This window comes from Streptomyces sp. NPDC012637, assembly GCF_042954805.1.
Classification (GTDB): Bacteria; Actinomycetota; Actinomycetes; order Streptomycetales; family Streptomycetaceae; genus Streptomyces.
On the sequence record NZ_JBIBDS010000012.1, the window covers coordinates 28,221 to 43,467 of the forward strand.

Below are 15,247 nucleotides of genomic sequence, written 5' to 3' on the forward strand. Positions count from 1 at the left end.
TGGTCGGAATGTCCGCGCGGTGCGCGAGACTGGCGGGGTGGCCCCGACTGACGCGCACGACGACGAGACCGACGAGACACACGAGTCCGACGAGACACACGAGTCCGACGAGACACACGAGACCGACGAGACCGCCAGGACGGATGAGGCGGGCAAGGCGGCCGACGCCGGCAAGACGGCCGACGCGGCCACGGCGGATGAGGCCGGCAAGACGGATGAGGCCGGTGAGACCGGTGCGGCCGGTGAGACCGGCGGCAAAAAGGACGACCGTGGGACGGCGCCCTCCGGGCCGGACGTCCCGGCGGCCCCGGCCGCGCCGAACGGCGCCCTGGTGACCTCCCCGTCCGCACAGCCGACCGTCGAGACGTCCTCCACGCCGACCCCCGCTCCGGCCGACCCGGGAGCCTCCGGTCCCGCTCCCGCCGGCCCGGCTCCGGCCGCAGGCCCCGCCGCGGCGGCGCGGATGCCGCGGTGGCTGCCCCGCGCCCTGGTGCTGGCCCTCGCCCTCTACGCCTGTTTCCAGCTGGGCAGCTGGGCCTTCCACCAGCTCGTCGGGCTGCTCGTCAACATCCTGCTCGCCTTCTTCCTGGCCCTCGCCATCGAGCCGGCGGTGGGGCGCATGGCGGCGCGCGGGATGCGCCGCGGCCTGGCCACCTTCATCGTCTTCTTCGCCGTACTCGTCACCGGCGTCGGCTTCGTCGTCCTCCTCGGATCGATGCTCGCCGGCCAGATCGTCGACATGGTCGAGAACTTCCCCAAGTACCTCGACTCGCTGATCAACTGGGCCAACCAGCACTTCCACACCGAGCTGTCCCGGGTCGAGGTGCAGGACAGCGTGCTGCGCTCCGGCTGGCTGCGGAAGTACGTGCAGAACAGCGCGGCCGGCGTCCTGGACGTGTCCGCCACCCTCCTCGGCGGGCTCTTCAAGCTCCTGACGATCTTCCTGTTCTCGTTCTACTTCGCCGCCGACGGCCCGCGCCTGCGCCGCTCGCTGTGCTCGGTCCTCCCGCCGGCGAAGCAGACCGAGGTGCTGCGGGCCTGGGAGATCGCCGTCGACAAGACCGGCGGCTACCTGTACTCGCGCGGTCTGATGGCACTGATCTCGGGAGTGGCGCACTTCGTGCTCTTCGAGATCCTGGGCGTGCCGTACGCGCCCGCGCTGGCCGTCTGGGTCGGTCTGGTCTCCCAGTTCATCCCGACCATCGGCACCTATCTGGCGGGCGCCCTGCCGATGCTGATCGCCTTCACCGTGGACCCCTGGTACGCGCTGTGGGTGCTGATCTTCGTCGTGGTCTACCAGCAGTTCGAGAACTACGTGCTGCAGCCCAAGCTGACCTCCAAGACCGTCGACATCCACCCGGCCGTGGCCTTCGGCTCGGTCATCGCGGGCACCGCGCTGCTCGGTGCGGTCGGCGCGCTGATCGCCATCCCCGCCGTCGCCACGCTCCAGGCCTTCCTGGGCGCCTACGTGAAGCGCTACGACGTGACCGACGACCCGCGCGTGCACGGCCACCGGCGGTACGGAGAGGCCGTCGTCGCCCGCCTCCAGAAGGCGCTGCACCACAAGAAGGAGCCCGGGGAGCCGGACGGGACCGCCGGCGGCGGTCAGAAGTAGGAGGGTCCCGTCACCCGGTGGCGGAACAGCCGCCAGATCCACGCCTGCACGGCGACCATCCCCGCCGTGACGGCGAGCAGGACAGGGACGAGCAGCCGCAGCGTCGCCGGGTCGGCGGCGTGGGACCCGGGAGTCAGGGTGCTCCCGGCGGCGAGCGGGAGTCCGCCGAGCAGCACCGCGGTGAGCGCGAAGGAGTGCCAGGGGCGGCCGGCCCGCCCCACGAGCCGCCGGGCGCGCTCGTACGGCACTCCCGTCAGGCGCAGGGTGGCGAAGCCGAGCCCGTGCGCGGCGAACAGGGCGGCCACCGCGAGGGCGGTGAGGACGGCGACGGGCCCGTCGGCCGGTTCGTACGGGCGGCCGGTCAGCAGGGCCGCGAGCAGCCAGCCGGCGGCGAGGGCCAGGCTCCAGCTGCCCGCCGTCACGGCCACGTCGCACAGCGCCCGCCAGCGCCGCCCCGGCCCGCGGCCGCGCGTCCACAGCCCGAGGTCCCGCACGATCCAGCCCGCCAGGAGCGGGACGAGCACCGGGAACTGGCCGGTGAGCAGCGTGCCTTCGAGCTCGGGGAAGCAGCCGGCGAGCACGCCCGCGGTGGCGATCAGCCAGACCTCGTTGCCCAGGAAGAAGGGCGCGAAGGAGGCGATCACCAGCCGCCGCTCGCCGGGGCCGCGGCCGAGGTACGGGAGGAGCATGCCGGTGCCGACGTCCGCGCCGGCGAGCACGAACCAGCCGGAGGCGAGGAGGGCGAGCAGGGCGAGGGCGAGGGTGTCCACGGTGGGTCGGCTCCTCCGGACGGCGCGGGTCGGTGGCGTGGCGGGTCAGTAGCGGGCTGCGGGCAGGGCGTCGGCCGGGTCCGGCTCGCCGGGTCCGCTCCCGCGGTCGTCGTGGCCGAGACCGCCGGATTCGACGGGCCCGCGCCGCGCGTGCCGGGCGAGCAGCCAGGCGTTGAGGACGGCGAGCAGGGCGAAGAGCGTGGTGAACACGGCCAGCGAGAGCCGCATCTGGCCGGGGGAGAGGCCGGAGACCGCGTCCTCGGTCTTCAGGAGCCCGTACACGACCCACGGCTGGCGGCCGGCCTCGCGGAACACCCAGCCGCTGATCATCGCGAGGTAGGGCAGCGGCACGGCGGCCATGAGGACGAGGTGCCAGAGCCGGAAGCGGAAGACGACGGTCTTGAAGCAGGCGAGGACCAGGCCGGCGAAGGTGAGGTACATCATCAGGGCGAAGCAGATGAGCATCACCAGCCCCGCGCCGCGGGTCCAGCCGATCGAGGGCACGTAGTCACCGGGGCCGAAGCGGGCGACCATGTCGGCCTGGATCCGCGCGATCTCGGCGGTCTTCTGGCCGAACACGGCCGACTTCATCGGCTGGAAGGTGCTCAGCGTGGAGAACTGCAGCCCGCCGAAGACCGCCGCCAGCGCCAGCGCGGGGAACGAGACGAAGACCCCGATCCGCAGGCTGCGCCCGAAGAGCCGCCACTCCGGGCTTCGCCGGAACAGGTGGTAGGCGCTCACTCCCGCCATGAAGAACCCGGCCGTCAGCAGCGCCCCGGCCACGACGTGCCCGAACGCGAGCAGCGCGGAGGGGTTGGTGAGCACGGCGACGGGATCGTCCAGGACCAGGATCCCGTTCTCGGTGCGGTGTCCCACGGGGTGGTTGAGGAAGCCGTTGGAGACCAGGATCCAGTAGGCGGAGAGGTACGCGGTGAGGGTGACGACCCAGATCGCGGCGAGATGCGCCCAGCGGTTCAGCCGGTGCCAGCCGAAGATCCACAGACCCAGGAAGGTCGACTCCACGAAGAAGGCCACGATCGTCTCGACGGCGAGCGAGGCGCCGAAGACGTTCCCGGCGTAGTGGGTGAGCCCGCTCCAGCTCATGCCGAACTGGAACTCCATCACGATGCCGGTGACGATGCCCACCGCGTAATTGATCACGTACAGCTGGCCCCAGAATCGGACCAGGCGGGCGTCCAGCGGCTTCCGGGAGACGGTGGCCTTCGTCTGGAGCACGGCAACGACCGTCGCGAGACCGAGCGTGAGGGCGACGAAGAGGAAGTGTCCGCCTGCGGTGAGGGCGAACTGGAGCCGCGCGAGATCGAGTACGTCGGGATTCACGCCGTCAGCGTCGGCGTACGGTCAGGGCCGCGGCATCGGCCCCTGGTGGACACCGGGCCTGACGCCCCGGTTGCGCCCGCCCCCGTCCGCGTACCCCCACGGTTGCGTCCCGCCGCTCCCTGACCCCTAAGGGTCAGGCCAGCCAGCCCGGGGTGATCATCCCCGACTCGTACGCGAGGATCACCAGCTGCGCCCGGTCCCGGACGTCCAGCTTGGTCATGATCCGGCTCACGTGGGTCTTCGCCGTCGCGGGCGAGAGCACCAGACGGGTGGCGATCTCGTCGTTGGAGAGCCCCGCGCCCACCAGGCCCATGACCTCGCGCTCCCGCTCGGTGAGGGCGTTGAGCCGGGGGCTCGGGTCGGGGCGGCGCGCCCGGCCCGCGAACTCGGCGATCAGCCGGCGGGTGACGGCCGGGGCGATCAGGGCGTCGCCGCGGGCCACCACCCGTACCCCGTGCAGCAGTTCCGTCGGCTCGGTGTCCTTCACCAGGAAGCCGCTGGCGCCGGCGCGCAGCGCCCCGTACACGTAGTCGTCGACGTCGAAGGTGGTGAGGATGACCACCCGCACCCCTTCGAGGCGGTCGTCCTCCGTGATGCGGCGGGTGGCCTCCAGGCCGTCGACCACCGGCATCCGGATGTCCATCAGGACGACGTCCGGGCGCAGCTCGCGGGCGAGCGCCACGGCCTGCTCGCCGTCCGCCGCCTCGCCGACCACCTCGATGTCGTCCTCGTCGGCCAGGATCGACCGGAAGCCGGCCCGGACCAGGGTCTGGTCGTCGGCGAGCACGACGCGGATCATGCGGGATCTCCCTTGTCGGCGAGGGGGGTGAACGGGAGCCGGGCGTCGACCCGGAATCCACCGGGGATGTTACGGGCCGTCAGCTCCCCGCCGAAGGCCCGGGCGCGCTCGGCCATGCCCCGGATGCCGCTGCCCGAAGGCCGGTCGTCCGGCGTGCCCCGGCCGTCGTCCTCGATCCGCAGCCGCAGCTCCTCCGCGCCCCAGTCGAGCGTCACGAGCACCGAGCGCGCGCCGGCGTGCCGGGTCACGTTGGTGAGCGACTCCTGCACGATCCGGTACGCCGCGAGGTCGACCGGCGGGGCCAGCGGTACGGGACTGCCGTCGACCCGGGTACGGACGTCGAGGCCGGCGCTCCCGGCCCGCGCCACCAGCTCGGGCAGCAGCGCGAGACCGGAGGCCGGTGCGGTCGGGGCGGCCTCGTCGGCCCGGCGCAGCACCCCGAGCGTGGCGCGCAGCTCGCGCAGCGCCTCCTTGCTGGTGTCGCGTACGGCCCGCAGCGCCTCCTCGGCCGTGGCCAGGGCGGCCTCCGGGGCGGGCCTCTTGCCGAGCCGGTGCAGCGCGGCGCCCGACTGGACGTTGATCAGCGAGATGCTGTGCCCGAGGATGTCGTGCAGCTCGCGGGCGATCCGCAGCCGCTCCTCGGTGGCGCTCTGCCGGGCCCTCGCCTCCTGCTCCCGCTCGGCGGCGAGGGCGCGCTGCTCCACCTCGTGCAGATAGGCGACCCGGTTGCGCTGGGCGCGGCCGACCGCGACCAGGCTGATCAGCCAGCCGGCCATCATCGCGAGCGAGGTGTCGTCGATCTGCCGGTGCCCGGGCTGCTGACGGATCTCGCCGAGGGCGACGGCGAGCAGCGTCACGGCCGCCAGCGCGACGGCGGCGGCGAACCGCCCCTCGGCGGCGGTGGTGTACAGCGCGAGCGCGAAGGCGATCAGGAGCGGGCCGTCCTGGGCGGACAGCGGGTAATAGACGGCGCAGGCGAGGAGGGTCACGACGGCCACCGCCACGGGCTGCCTGCGCCGGAACCACAGCGCCCCGCACCCGACCAGGATCAGCGCCCAGCCGATCGCCGTGCGCCCGGCCGGCTCCGGCTCGTAGTGCGCCGCGACCAGCGTCCAGACCGCCACGACGAGCAGCACGACCAGAGCCACGACGCCGTCGCGCACGTCCCGTGGACGGAGGGTGAGGGCCATGCCGGAAGGATAGGCACGGGCCCGTCGCCCGGGGTGAGCCGTCCCGCCCGGCACCGGCGTGGTGCGCTTGACACGAAAATCGAACATCCATTCTCATGGAAGTCCAGGGCCTTGGGAACACGGGCTTGTCGCCGAGTTATCCACAGGCTGGAGGGGACGTCGGGGCCCATTGTCAGTGGCAGGGGTTAGCGTCTTTCCCATGAAGCGATCGACTCAAGCAAACCGGGTGGAACCCATGGCAGGAACCGACCGCGAGAAGGCGCTCGACGCCGCGCTCGCACAGATTGAACGGCAATTCGGCAAGGGTGCCGTCATGCGCATGGGAGAGCGCTCGAAGGAGCCGATCGAGGTCATCCCGACCGGGTCGACCGCCCTCGACGTCGCCCTCGGCGTCGGCGGCCTGCCGCGCGGCCGTGTCGTCGAGATCTACGGACCGGAGTCCTCCGGCAAGACGACCCTGACCCTGCACGCCGTGGCCAACGCGCAGAAGGCCGGCGGCCAGGTCGCCTTCGTGGACGCCGAGCACGCCCTCGACCCCGAGTACGCCCGCAAGCTGGGCGTCGACGTCGACAACCTCATCCTGTCCCAGCCGGACAACGGTGAGCAGGCCCTCGAGATCGTCGACATGCTGGTCCGCTCCGGCGCCCTCGACCTCATCGTCATCGACTCCGTCGCCGCGCTCGTCCCGCGCGCGGAGATCGAGGGCGAGATGGGTGACTCCCACGTCGGTCTCCAGGCCCGCCTGATGAGCCAGGCCCTGCGGAAGATCACCAGCGCGCTGAACCAGTCCAAGACCACCGCGATCTTCATCAACCAGCTCCGCGAGAAGATCGGCGTCATGTTCGGCTCGCCGGAGACCACGACCGGTGGCCGCGCCCTGAAGTTCTACGCCTCGGTGCGCATCGACATCCGCCGCATCGAGACCCTGAAGGACGGCACCGAGGCGGTCGGCAACCGCACCCGCTGCAAGGTCGTCAAGAACAAGGTCGCGCCCCCGTTCAAGCAGGCCGAGTTCGACATCCTCTACGGCCAGGGCATCAGCCGCGAGGGCGGCCTGATCGACATGGGCGTGGAGCACGGCTTCGTGCGCAAGGCCGGTGCCTGGTACACCTACGAGGGCGACCAGCTCGGCCAGGGCAAGGAGAACGCCCGCAACTTCCTGAAGGACAACCCCGACCTCGCCAACGAGATCGAGAAGAAGATCAAGGAGAAGCTGGGCGTCGGCGTCCGGCCCGAGGAGCCCTCGGCCGAGCCGGGTGCGGACGCGGCGAGCGGCACGGACGCGGCGGGCGCGGACGAGGCGGGCAAGTCCGTCCCGGCCCCGGCCAAGGCCGCCAAGGCGACCAAGGCCACCACGGCCAAGAGCTGACCCGGTGACCGGTCGCACCGAATGGCCGGACGACAGCCCCGACTCGTCGAGGGCCGAGAAGGAGCTGTCGTCCCAGGATCCGGCTGAGCGGGCGCGGGCGATCTGTCTGCGCCTGCTCACCGGAACCCCCCGCACCCGCAAGCAGCTCGCCGACGCCCTGCGCAAGCGGGAGATCCCCGACGAGATCGCCGACGAGGTGCTGTCGAGGTTCGAGGACGTCGGACTCATCGACGACGCCGCCTTCGCCGGGGCCTGGGTCGAGTCCCGCCACCACGGGCGGGGCCTCGCCCGCCGCGCCCTCGCCCGCGAGCTCCGGACCAAGGGCGTCGAGCCCGGCCTGATCCAGGAGGCGGTCGACCGGCTCGACTCCGACCAGGAGGAGGCCAGGGCCCGCGAGCTCGTCGACCGCAAGCTGCGCGCGACCCGCGGCCTGGAGCGGGACCGGCGGCTGCGCAGACTCGCCGGCATGCTCGCCCGCAAGGGATACCCGGAGGGCATGGCCCTGCGGGTGGTCCGCCGGGCCCTGGAGGAGGAGGGCGAGGACACCGAGGGCCTGGAGGAGCCCTTCTAAGGCCTGTCCCATCGCGGCCCAGGGGGCCCCGACGCGCCGGACGGGCCCTTGCCCGTCGTGCCCTCGCCCGTCGTGCCTGCCGAGCCCGCCTCCGTCGGCGGCAGGACCGGAAGGCCCGCCGCCTTCCACGCCTGGAAACCGCCGACCAGGTCCGTCGCGCGGTGCAGGCCCAGCCGGCGCAGGGACGCGACCGCGAGGGAGGACGCGTAGCCCTCGTTGCAGAAGACGACGATCCGCAGGTCGTGGCTGTCGGCCTCGGGCACCCGGTGACTGCCCAGCGGGTCGAGCCGCCACTCCAGCTCGTTGCGCTCGACGACCAGCGCACCCGGGACCAGGCCGTCCCGGTCGCGCAGGGCCGCGTAGCGCGTGTCGACCAGGAGGGCGTCGCCGGCCTCGTACGCCTCGTACGCGGTGGGGGCGTCGATCCGGTCGATACCGGCCCGCACCCGCTCCAGCAGCTCGTCGATACCGAGGGGCGCGTCGACGGGTGCGTCGGGGGACGCGTCGATGGGTGCGTCGCTCACTGCCAGTCCTCCGGGCGCTCGACCTGCTCGAGACGGAGCACCGCGCCCGTGCGGCTGAAGCGCCGGATCAGCGGGAGCGGCGGATAGTAGGCGTGCACCGAGATCGCGTGCTCGGAGCGGGACTCGTTGAGCACCTCGTGTACGTGGTGGCGGCCGAAGGCGCGGCCCTTGCCGGCCGGGAGCTCGCGGCCGCGGTCGACTCCGTCGGCCAGCTCCAGGTTCTTCCAGCCACCCGCGGGGAGCCGTACCGCGAGGGAGTTCTCCCGCAGGGTGCCGCGCGCTGTGGCGAAGGCGCCCAGGGATTCGGCGTGGTCGTGCCAGCCGGTGCCGGTACCGGGCGGCCAGCCGATGAGCCAGGCCTCGCTGCCGCCCGGGCCGTCGAGCCGCACCCAGGTGCGGCCCTCGGGATCGAGGGGGAGCGAGAGGACGAGAGCCGCGTCGGCGGCCGCGCGCCGGACGAAGTCCAGCAACTCGGCCTCGGTGGGAGCGGAAGAGCCGGAAACGGGCGCGGGGGCGTGCTGTGTCTGGGACACGAGGGACCGTCCTGAGGTTCGCGAAAGCGCGCACGACCGGGCGGGCGCGCGCAGCAGAGGAAAAGGGGATGCGAATTCAGCAGGACGGGCGACACATGCAGCCCGCGTAGCGGAGCAGGTCCATGTGGACCCTCCGCCACAGGCGCACGTCGGTGTCGGTCACGCTCCGGAGTACACCACGTGCGTCTGCGGCGGTCAATCGGACTCCACCCGACGTCAAGCCCTCGACGTCCGGTTCCTCGACCTCAGTTGACGTCCGCCGTGCGGTCGCCGCTCCTGGCGCCGCCGGACGTCTCCGCCCCCGGCGTCTCCTCCTCGGCCGGGGCTCCGCCCCGTACCGCGTCCGCCGCCGCGTAGAGCTCCTCCGGCCGTACCCCGGCGAAAGCGGCCGCCAGGTGGCCGTCGGGGCGGACCAGGAGGACCGCGTGGGCGGGAGCGCCCGGATAGGCCTCCGTCACGAGGAGTTCGGCAGGGGCCGGCAGGGCGTCCACGGCCTCGGCGAGCCGCGGCATCACACCCGCGCTCACCCAGTGCCGCCGGTCCCAGACCCCGGTGCCGGGGGCCACGAGCAGTACGAGCAGCCGGCCCTGCCCGAGCCGGTCGCGCAGCCGTACGGTCGTGCCGTCGGGCGCCGTCACCCGGACGTCCTCGACCGGCGCGCCGTCCGGCGTGCCCACCGGGATCCGGCCCTCGGCGGGCTCGGGTGCCAGTGGCGAGTGCGGGTACGCGGGCGGCGCGCCCAGCGGGCCGCGGCCGAGGTGCCCGTCGCTGAGCAGGGCGTCATGGCCGCGCCCGCCGCCCCGCAGATAGGTCCGCAGTCCTCCGCCGCCGCGCAGCACGGGCAGCGACTGGTCGGCGGCGCGCAGCCGTGAGGCGACGGCCGAGCGCCGCTCGCTCTGGTAGCTGTCGAGCAGCGCCGGTGAGACATCGCGGTGGTGCCAGGCGTGGGCCAGCTTCCAGGCCAGGTTGTCGACGTCCCGCAGCCCCTCGTCGAGCCCCTGGGTGCCCACCGCGCCCAGCAGGTGCGCCGCGTCGCCCGCGAGGAAGACCCGGTCCACCCGCCAGCGGCGGGCCAGCCGGTGGTGGACGGTGTGGACGCCGGTGTCGATGAGGTCGTACGGCGGGGTGGTGCCCTCGCACCAGCCGGCCAGGGTGTCGCGGATGCGGGTGACGAGCGCGTCGGGCGTGACCAGATCGCCGCGCGGCGGCAGCAGCCAGTCGATCCGCCACACCCCGTCGGGCAGCGGCCGGGCCGTGATCTCGTCGCCCGCGCCCCGCCACGCCGGCTGACGGTGCAGCAGGGCCTCGCCGGCCCAGGGCAGTTCGGTGCGCAGTGCGGCGACCGCGTGCCGTTCCACCGCCGTACGGCCGGGGAAGCGGACGCCGAGCAGCTTGCGGACGGTGGAGCGGGCGCCGTCGCAGCCGACCAGATGGCTGCCGCGCCACCAGGTGCCGTCGGGGCCCCGGGTGTGGGCGCTGACGCCGTGCTCGTCCTGCTCGACGGTGTCGACCCGGGACTCGGTGACCAGGGTGACGAGGTCCTGCCGGGCGATGGCGTCGCGCAGCCCGCGGGCCAGGGCGTGCTGCGGAACGTGCAGCGGGGCGGGGGGCCCGGCGGGCTCGCCGTCCGCCTCGCCGTGCGCGCCGCCGAGGCCGAGGTCGAGCCGCACGTGCCGGGTCTGCTGCCGGCGGCGCATCGACCGCCAGCCGACCCAGCGCACCCCCTCGTCACGGAGCGTGGCGCAGCCGAGCCGTTCGAGGAGGGCGGCCATGTCGGCCCGCAGCACCGCGGTGCGGGCGGGGCGCGGCTCCTCCTTGCCGGGGCCCTCGTCGAGGACGACGCTGGGCACGTCCTGGGCGGCCAGGGCGAGGGAGAGCGCGAGGCCGACCGGCCCCGCGCCCACGATGATCACCGGGTCCACGGCGCGACTCCTGAAGGCGGGCAAGGCCGTACGGTCATGCGGGAAGCACAGCAGAGTGTGGCGCGGGCCCGGAGCTTGATCACAGAACGTATGCAACCCACTGGGGGTGCGTGCGTCAAGTGACGGGGGCAGCGGCGTCGCCACTGCCCCCGGATGATGTCACATGCCGTCAGTTCTTCGTGATGCCAGGGCCGTCCGCGGGTCCGCCGACCGGGCCGCCCACCGCTCCTTCGGAGGAGTCCGCGGCCGCCTGGGCGGGCACGACGACCGTCGCGTTCGGGTCGGCGACCTTGACGCCCGTCTTCGCCCGGCGGCCCCGCTTCTCGATCCAGGTGGCGAGGGCGGAGAGCGCGAGGCACAGCGCGATGTAGATGGCGCCGAAGACCACGATCACGGAGACGTACGGGTACTGGCCGTTGACCAGCGTGTTGGAGGCGATCAGCCGGGCCGAGTAGAGCAGCTCGGGGTAGAGGATCACGAAGCCGAGCGAGGTGTCCTTGAGCGTGACCACCAGCTGGCTGATGATCGTCGGCAGCATCGCCCGGACCGCCTGCGGCAGCAGGACGGAGGTCATCACCTGGGTCTTGGTCATGCCGAGCGCGTAGGCGGCCTCGCGCTGGCCGCGCGGCACCGCGTTGACACCGGCGCGCAGCACCTCGGCCTGGACGCAGCCGTTGTAGACGGACAGGCCGAGCGCGAGCGCCCACATCGAGTAGTCGGTCAGGAAGGCGACCCACACCGCGAAGATCGTGATGAGCAGCGGGATCGAACGGAAGACCTCGATGAAGGCGGTGGCGAACCAGCGGACCGGCTTGTGGTCGGAGAGCCGGCCCACGGCGAGCAGCACACCGAGCACGAGGGAGCCGACGGCCGCGAGGGCGAAGGCCTTCAGGGTGGCGAGCAGCGCGTCGGCGATGTTCTGCCGGATGCCCGCGTAGTTGAAGATGTCCCACATCGCGGGCGCGAGATGGCCCTTGTCGGCCAGCCGCATCAGGCTGACCGCGACCAGCGCGAGGATGACGAGGGTGCCGACGACGGCGTAGATCCGGTTGCGGATCCGTGCCTTGGGGCCGGGGGCGTCGAAGAGAACGCTGGCGCTCATCGGGCGACCTCCAGGTTGCGCTCAAGGAGACGGAAGAGTCCGCTGATGGCGAAGGTGATGACCAGGTAGGCGGCGGCGACCCAGAGGAAGATCGGGATGATCGCGTAGCCCTGCTCGCTCATCAGCGTCTGCCAGCCGAAGAGTTCGGTGACGCTGAAGGCACCGGCGATGGCCGAGTTCTTCGTCAGGGCGATGAAGATCGAGCTCAGCGGCGGCAGCACGGTCCTGGTCGCCTGCGGCAGCACGATCAGGCGCAGCGTCTGGGAGAACGTCAGACCGAGCGAGCGGGCGGCCTCGGCCTGGCCCAGCGGCACGGTGCTGATGCCGGAACGGACGGCCTCGCACACGAACGAGGACGTGTAGAAGCCGAGCGCGAGCGACGCGAGCACGAAGGGGCTCATGCCCGGGAAGAGGATCTCCGGCACGACGAAGACGAAGACCAGGAAGAGCAGCGTCAGCGGGGTGTTGCGCAGCAGCGTCACCCACGCGGTGCCGAAGGCCCGCAGCGGAGGGACGGGGGAGACCCGGAAGCCGGCGATGACGATGCCGAGGAGCAGCGCGATGACCGAGCTGACGGCGGTGATCTCCACGGTTCCTATGAAGCCGTTGCGGAACTCCGCGAAATGGTCGAGCAGTACGTTCATGAGGACTCCGCGTCGGCAGTCGGCGGCGGGCGAGCGTGCGGCAGGCTTACGTGCGGCAGGCGTACGGGCAGGGGGCGCGGCGCCCCGCGGCGCACGGGGCGTGCGGGGCGCTCACGACTGGGGGCTCGGGCGGCGTCAGTAGCGGACGATCGCCGGCGGCGCGACGTACCCGGAGCCCGAGAGGCCGAGGGTGGCCTCGTAGATCTTCTTGTAGGTGCCGTCGCCCTCGTACTTGGCGAGGATGTCGTTCACCTTGTCGCGCAGGACCTTGTCGTCCTTGTTCATGCCGACGCCGTACGGCTCCTCGGTGAACGGCTTGCCGACGACCTTGAGCTTGCCGGCGTTGGCGGCGGCGTAGCCCTTGAGGATGGAGTCGTCGGTGGTGACGGCGTCGACCTGCTTGGTGAGCAGCTGCTGGACGCAGTCGGAGTACTTGCCGAGCTCGACGGTCTCCGCGCCGTACTCCGGCTTCTTGATCTCCTGCAGCGGGGTCGAGCCCGTGATCGAGCAGACCTTCTTGCCCTTCACCGACTGCGGGCCGGTGATGGAGGTCTCGTCCTTGCGGACCAGGAGGTCGGCGCCGGCCTTGTAGTACGGGCCCGCGAAGCCGACCTGGGCCTTGCGCTTGTCGTTGATCGTGTAGGTGCCCACGTAGTAGTCGACCTGGCCGGTGGAGATGGCGGTCTCACGGAGCTTGGAGTCGACCGTCTTCCACTCGATCTGGTCCTCGGAGAAGCCCAGGTCGGCGGCGATCATCTTGGCGATCTCGATGTCGAAGCCGGAGCGCTTCTTCGTCGCCTGGTCCTCGAAGCCGAGGTACGGCTGGTCGGCCTTGGAGCCGATGACCAGCTTGCCGCGCTCCTTGGCCTTCTTGAAGGTCGGCGAGTCGAGGGACACGCCGCTCGCGACGGTGTACGTGGGGAGCTTGGGGGCGGCGGCGTCACCGGGCTTCGTGGCGGGCTTGTCGCCGGCCGAGCCCTCCTTGCCACCACAGGCGGTCGCGGTCAGTGCGAGCACGGCGACGGCCACGGCCGCGGTCTTGCGGAGCTTCATCGTGAACATCCCTCAGGTCGTGGTTGGTTGATCGTCAGTGTGCAGCAAGTCGCACGCTGTCACTACGGAGTTCCGGGCGCGGCGCCTCAGTGGTGCAGGATCTTCGACAGGAAGTCCTTGGCGCGGTCGCTGCGCGGGTTGCTGAAGAACTCGTCGGGGGAGGCCTGTTCGACGATCTTCCCGTCGGCCATGAAGACGACGCGGTTCGCGGCCGAGCGGGCGAAGCCCATCTCGTGCGTGACGACCACCATCGTCATGCCGTCCCTGGCCAGCTGCTGCATGACCTCCAGGACCTCGTTGATCATCTCCGGGTCGAGGGCCGAGGTCGGCTCGTCGAACAGGATGACCTTCGGGTCCATCGCGAGGGCGCGGGCGATGGCGACGCGCTGCTGCTGACCGCCGGAGAGCTGCGCCGGGTACTTGTCGGCCTGCGTGCCCACCCCGACCCGGTCCAGCAGCGCGCGGGCCCTGGACTCCGCCGCCTTCTTGTCCGTCCGGCGGACCTTGATCTGCCCCAGCATCACGTTCTCGAGCACCGTCTTGTGCGCGAAGAGGTTGAAGGACTGGAAGACCATGCCGACGTCGGACCGCAGCCGCGCCAGCTCCCTGCCCTCCTGGGGCAGCGGCTTCCCGTCGATCGTGATGCTGCCGGAGTCGATGGTCTCCAGCCGGTTGATGGTGCGGCACAGCGTGGACTTGCCGGACCCGGAGGGCCCGATGACCACCACGACCTCGCCACGGCGGATCGTCAGGTCGATGTCCTGCAGCACGTGCAGCGCGCCGAAGTGCTTGTTCACGTCGGACAGCACGACCAGGTCGTCCGTGGCCTGCGCGGCGTCCTCCGAACCCTTGGTCACTGACACTCCGCTCATCGGCTTCTTGCTCCGTCCTGCTCGGTTGGGGAGGACACTAGAGATCGGGGCGGAGGGGCGTCACCACATCTGAGCGAAGTTTGAGCATAACGATACGGTCGCATCCGGACACTCTGCGTGAACGGGATGGCCCCGTTGTTCACGCCCTGGTACACAGATAGTCATCACGCGCCGCACCCCCACCCCCACGAGCCCGTACGAGATCACGAAGGAGGGCCCCATGAGACTGCTGCTCGTCGAGGACGACGACCACGTCGCCGCCGCGCTCTCCGCGATCCTCGCCCGGCACGGCTTCACCGTCACCCACGCCCGCAACGGCGAGGAGGCGCTGCAGGCCGTGCTGCCCGCCGCCCACGGCGAGCGTCCCTCGTACGGGGTGATCCTGCTCGACCTCGGCCTGCCCGACCAGGACGGCTACCAGGTCTGCGGACGCATCCGGAAGCTCACCAGCACTCCCGTGATCATGGTGACCGCGCGCGCCGACGTGCGCTCCCGGATCCACGGCCTCAACCTCGGCGCCGACGACTACGTGGTCAAGCCCTACGACACCGGCGAGCTGCTCGCCCGGATCCACGCGGTCAGCCGGCGCAGCTCCGGCGGCGAGGACCAGGGCACCGCGGCCGAGGGCAGCACCCTGCGGCTCGGCTCCGTCACCGTCGAGCTGCCCACCCGCCGGGTCAGCGTCGACGGCGACGCCGTCCCGCTCACCCGCAAGGAGTTCGACCTGCTCGCCCTGCTCGCCCAGCGCCCCGGCGTGGTCTTCCGCCGCGAGCAGATCATCAGCGAGGTCTGGCAGACCAACTGGGAGGGCACCGGCCGCACCCTGGAGGTCCATGTCGCCTCCCTGCGCTCGAAGTTGCGCATGCCCGCCCTGATCGAGACCGTGCGGGGAGTCGGCTACCGCCTGGTCCCGCCCGCCGCGTAACCCCCACCCCGCCCGCT

The 15,247-nt window shown here is 72.0% G+C and carries 16 protein-coding genes; 4 read left to right on the plus strand and 12 right to left on the minus strand.

The window, feature by feature from the left end:
* Nucleotides 1–463: 463 nt before the first annotated feature.
* Nucleotides 464–1,615: an AI-2E family transporter gene (locus ACFY8W_RS35565; RefSeq protein WP_391114989.1), complete on the plus strand. Its 1,152-nt coding sequence runs from the start codon at nucleotides 464–466 to the stop codon at nucleotides 1,613–1,615.
* On the opposite strand, the gene ACFY8W_RS35570 is transcribed toward ACFY8W_RS35565, so the two are convergent.
* The 4 genes from ACFY8W_RS35570 to ACFY8W_RS35585 all read right to left on the minus strand — a co-directional run bounded on the left by ACFY8W_RS35570 (nucleotide 1,606) and on the right by ACFY8W_RS35585 (nucleotide 5,715).
* Complete coding sequence (locus tag ACFY8W_RS35570) at nucleotides 1,606–2,385, minus strand: cytochrome d ubiquinol oxidase subunit II (RefSeq protein WP_391114708.1); 780 nt, start codon at nucleotides 2,383–2,385, stop codon at nucleotides 1,606–1,608. The two genes, ACFY8W_RS35565 and ACFY8W_RS35570, sit on opposite strands and share 10 nt — an antisense overlap.
* A gap of 45 nt (nucleotides 2,386–2,430) precedes the next feature.
* Entirely contained in the window at nucleotides 2,431–3,726 is a 1,296-nt protein-coding gene (locus tag ACFY8W_RS35575; RefSeq protein WP_391114711.1) for a cytochrome ubiquinol oxidase subunit I, read from the minus strand.
* A gap of 133 nt (nucleotides 3,727–3,859) precedes the next feature.
* The gene (locus ACFY8W_RS35580) at nucleotides 3,860–4,525 is read right to left on the minus strand and encodes a response regulator (RefSeq protein ID WP_391114714.1); all 666 of its coding nucleotides are present in this window, start codon (nucleotides 4,523–4,525) and stop codon (nucleotides 3,860–3,862) included.
* Nucleotides 4,522–5,715: a histidine kinase gene (locus ACFY8W_RS35585; RefSeq protein WP_391114716.1), complete on the minus strand. Its 1,194-nt coding sequence runs from the start codon at nucleotides 5,713–5,715 to the stop codon at nucleotides 4,522–4,524. Before ACFY8W_RS35585 ends, ACFY8W_RS35580 begins: the two co-directional genes overlap by 4 nt.
* A 235-nt stretch (nucleotides 5,716–5,950) precedes the next feature.
* On the opposite strand from ACFY8W_RS35585, the gene recA reads away from it, so the two are divergent.
* Nucleotides 5,951–7,084: a recombinase RecA gene (gene recA / locus ACFY8W_RS35590; RefSeq protein ID WP_391114719.1), complete on the plus strand. Its 1,134-nt coding sequence runs from the start codon at nucleotides 5,951–5,953 to the stop codon at nucleotides 7,082–7,084.
* Nucleotides 6,972–7,655, plus strand: a complete 684-nt coding sequence (recX, locus tag ACFY8W_RS35595; protein WP_391114722.1) for a recombination regulator RecX — start codon at nucleotides 6,972–6,974, stop codon at nucleotides 7,653–7,655. The genes recA and recX overlap by 113 nt, the downstream gene beginning before the upstream one ends.
* On the opposite strand, the gene ACFY8W_RS35600 is transcribed toward recX, so the two are convergent.
* From ACFY8W_RS35600 to ACFY8W_RS35635, 8 genes are all read right to left on the minus strand, one after another.
* Entirely contained in the window at nucleotides 7,652–8,179 is a 528-nt protein-coding gene (locus ACFY8W_RS35600; protein ID WP_391114725.1) for a rhodanese-like domain-containing protein, read from the minus strand. The genes recX and ACFY8W_RS35600 overlap by 4 nt on opposite strands.
* Complete coding sequence (locus tag ACFY8W_RS35605; RefSeq protein ID WP_391114728.1) at nucleotides 8,176–8,712, minus strand: cysteine dioxygenase; 537 nt, start codon at nucleotides 8,710–8,712, stop codon at nucleotides 8,176–8,178. The genes ACFY8W_RS35600 and ACFY8W_RS35605 overlap by 4 nt, the downstream gene beginning before the upstream one ends.
* Nucleotides 8,713–8,788: 76 nt before the next feature.
* Complete coding sequence (locus ACFY8W_RS35610; RefSeq protein ID WP_391114992.1) at nucleotides 8,789–8,836, minus strand: hypothetical protein; 48 nt, start codon at nucleotides 8,834–8,836, stop codon at nucleotides 8,789–8,791.
* A gap of 121 nt (nucleotides 8,837–8,957) precedes the next feature.
* Nucleotides 8,958–10,634 (minus strand): FAD-dependent monooxygenase, encoded by a 1,677-nt coding sequence (locus ACFY8W_RS35615; protein WP_391114731.1) that lies wholly within the window; start codon nucleotides 10,632–10,634, stop codon nucleotides 8,958–8,960.
* Between the two features lie 169 nt (nucleotides 10,635–10,803).
* Nucleotides 10,804–11,736: an ABC transporter permease subunit gene (locus ACFY8W_RS35620; RefSeq protein ID WP_391114733.1), complete on the minus strand. Its 933-nt coding sequence runs from the start codon at nucleotides 11,734–11,736 to the stop codon at nucleotides 10,804–10,806.
* Nucleotides 11,733–12,380 (minus strand): ABC transporter permease subunit, encoded by a 648-nt coding sequence (locus tag ACFY8W_RS35625; protein ID WP_391114735.1) that lies wholly within the window; start codon nucleotides 12,378–12,380, stop codon nucleotides 11,733–11,735. Before ACFY8W_RS35625 ends, ACFY8W_RS35620 begins: the two co-directional genes overlap by 4 nt.
* Before the next feature lie 135 nt (nucleotides 12,381–12,515).
* Complete coding sequence (locus tag ACFY8W_RS35630) at nucleotides 12,516–13,433, minus strand: transporter substrate-binding domain-containing protein (protein WP_391114737.1); 918 nt, start codon at nucleotides 13,431–13,433, stop codon at nucleotides 12,516–12,518.
* Between the two features lie 86 nt (nucleotides 13,434–13,519).
* Entirely contained in the window at nucleotides 13,520–14,305 is a 786-nt protein-coding gene (locus tag ACFY8W_RS35635; RefSeq protein ID WP_391114739.1) for an ATP-binding cassette domain-containing protein, read from the minus strand.
* A 220-nt stretch (nucleotides 14,306–14,525) separates the two neighbouring features.
* On the opposite strand from ACFY8W_RS35635, the gene ACFY8W_RS35640 reads away from it, so the two are divergent.
* On the plus strand, nucleotides 14,526–15,230 hold the full coding sequence (locus tag ACFY8W_RS35640; RefSeq protein ID WP_391114741.1) for a response regulator: 705 nt from the start codon (nucleotides 14,526–14,528) through the stop codon (nucleotides 15,228–15,230).
* Nucleotides 15,231–15,247: the final 17 nt, after the last annotated feature.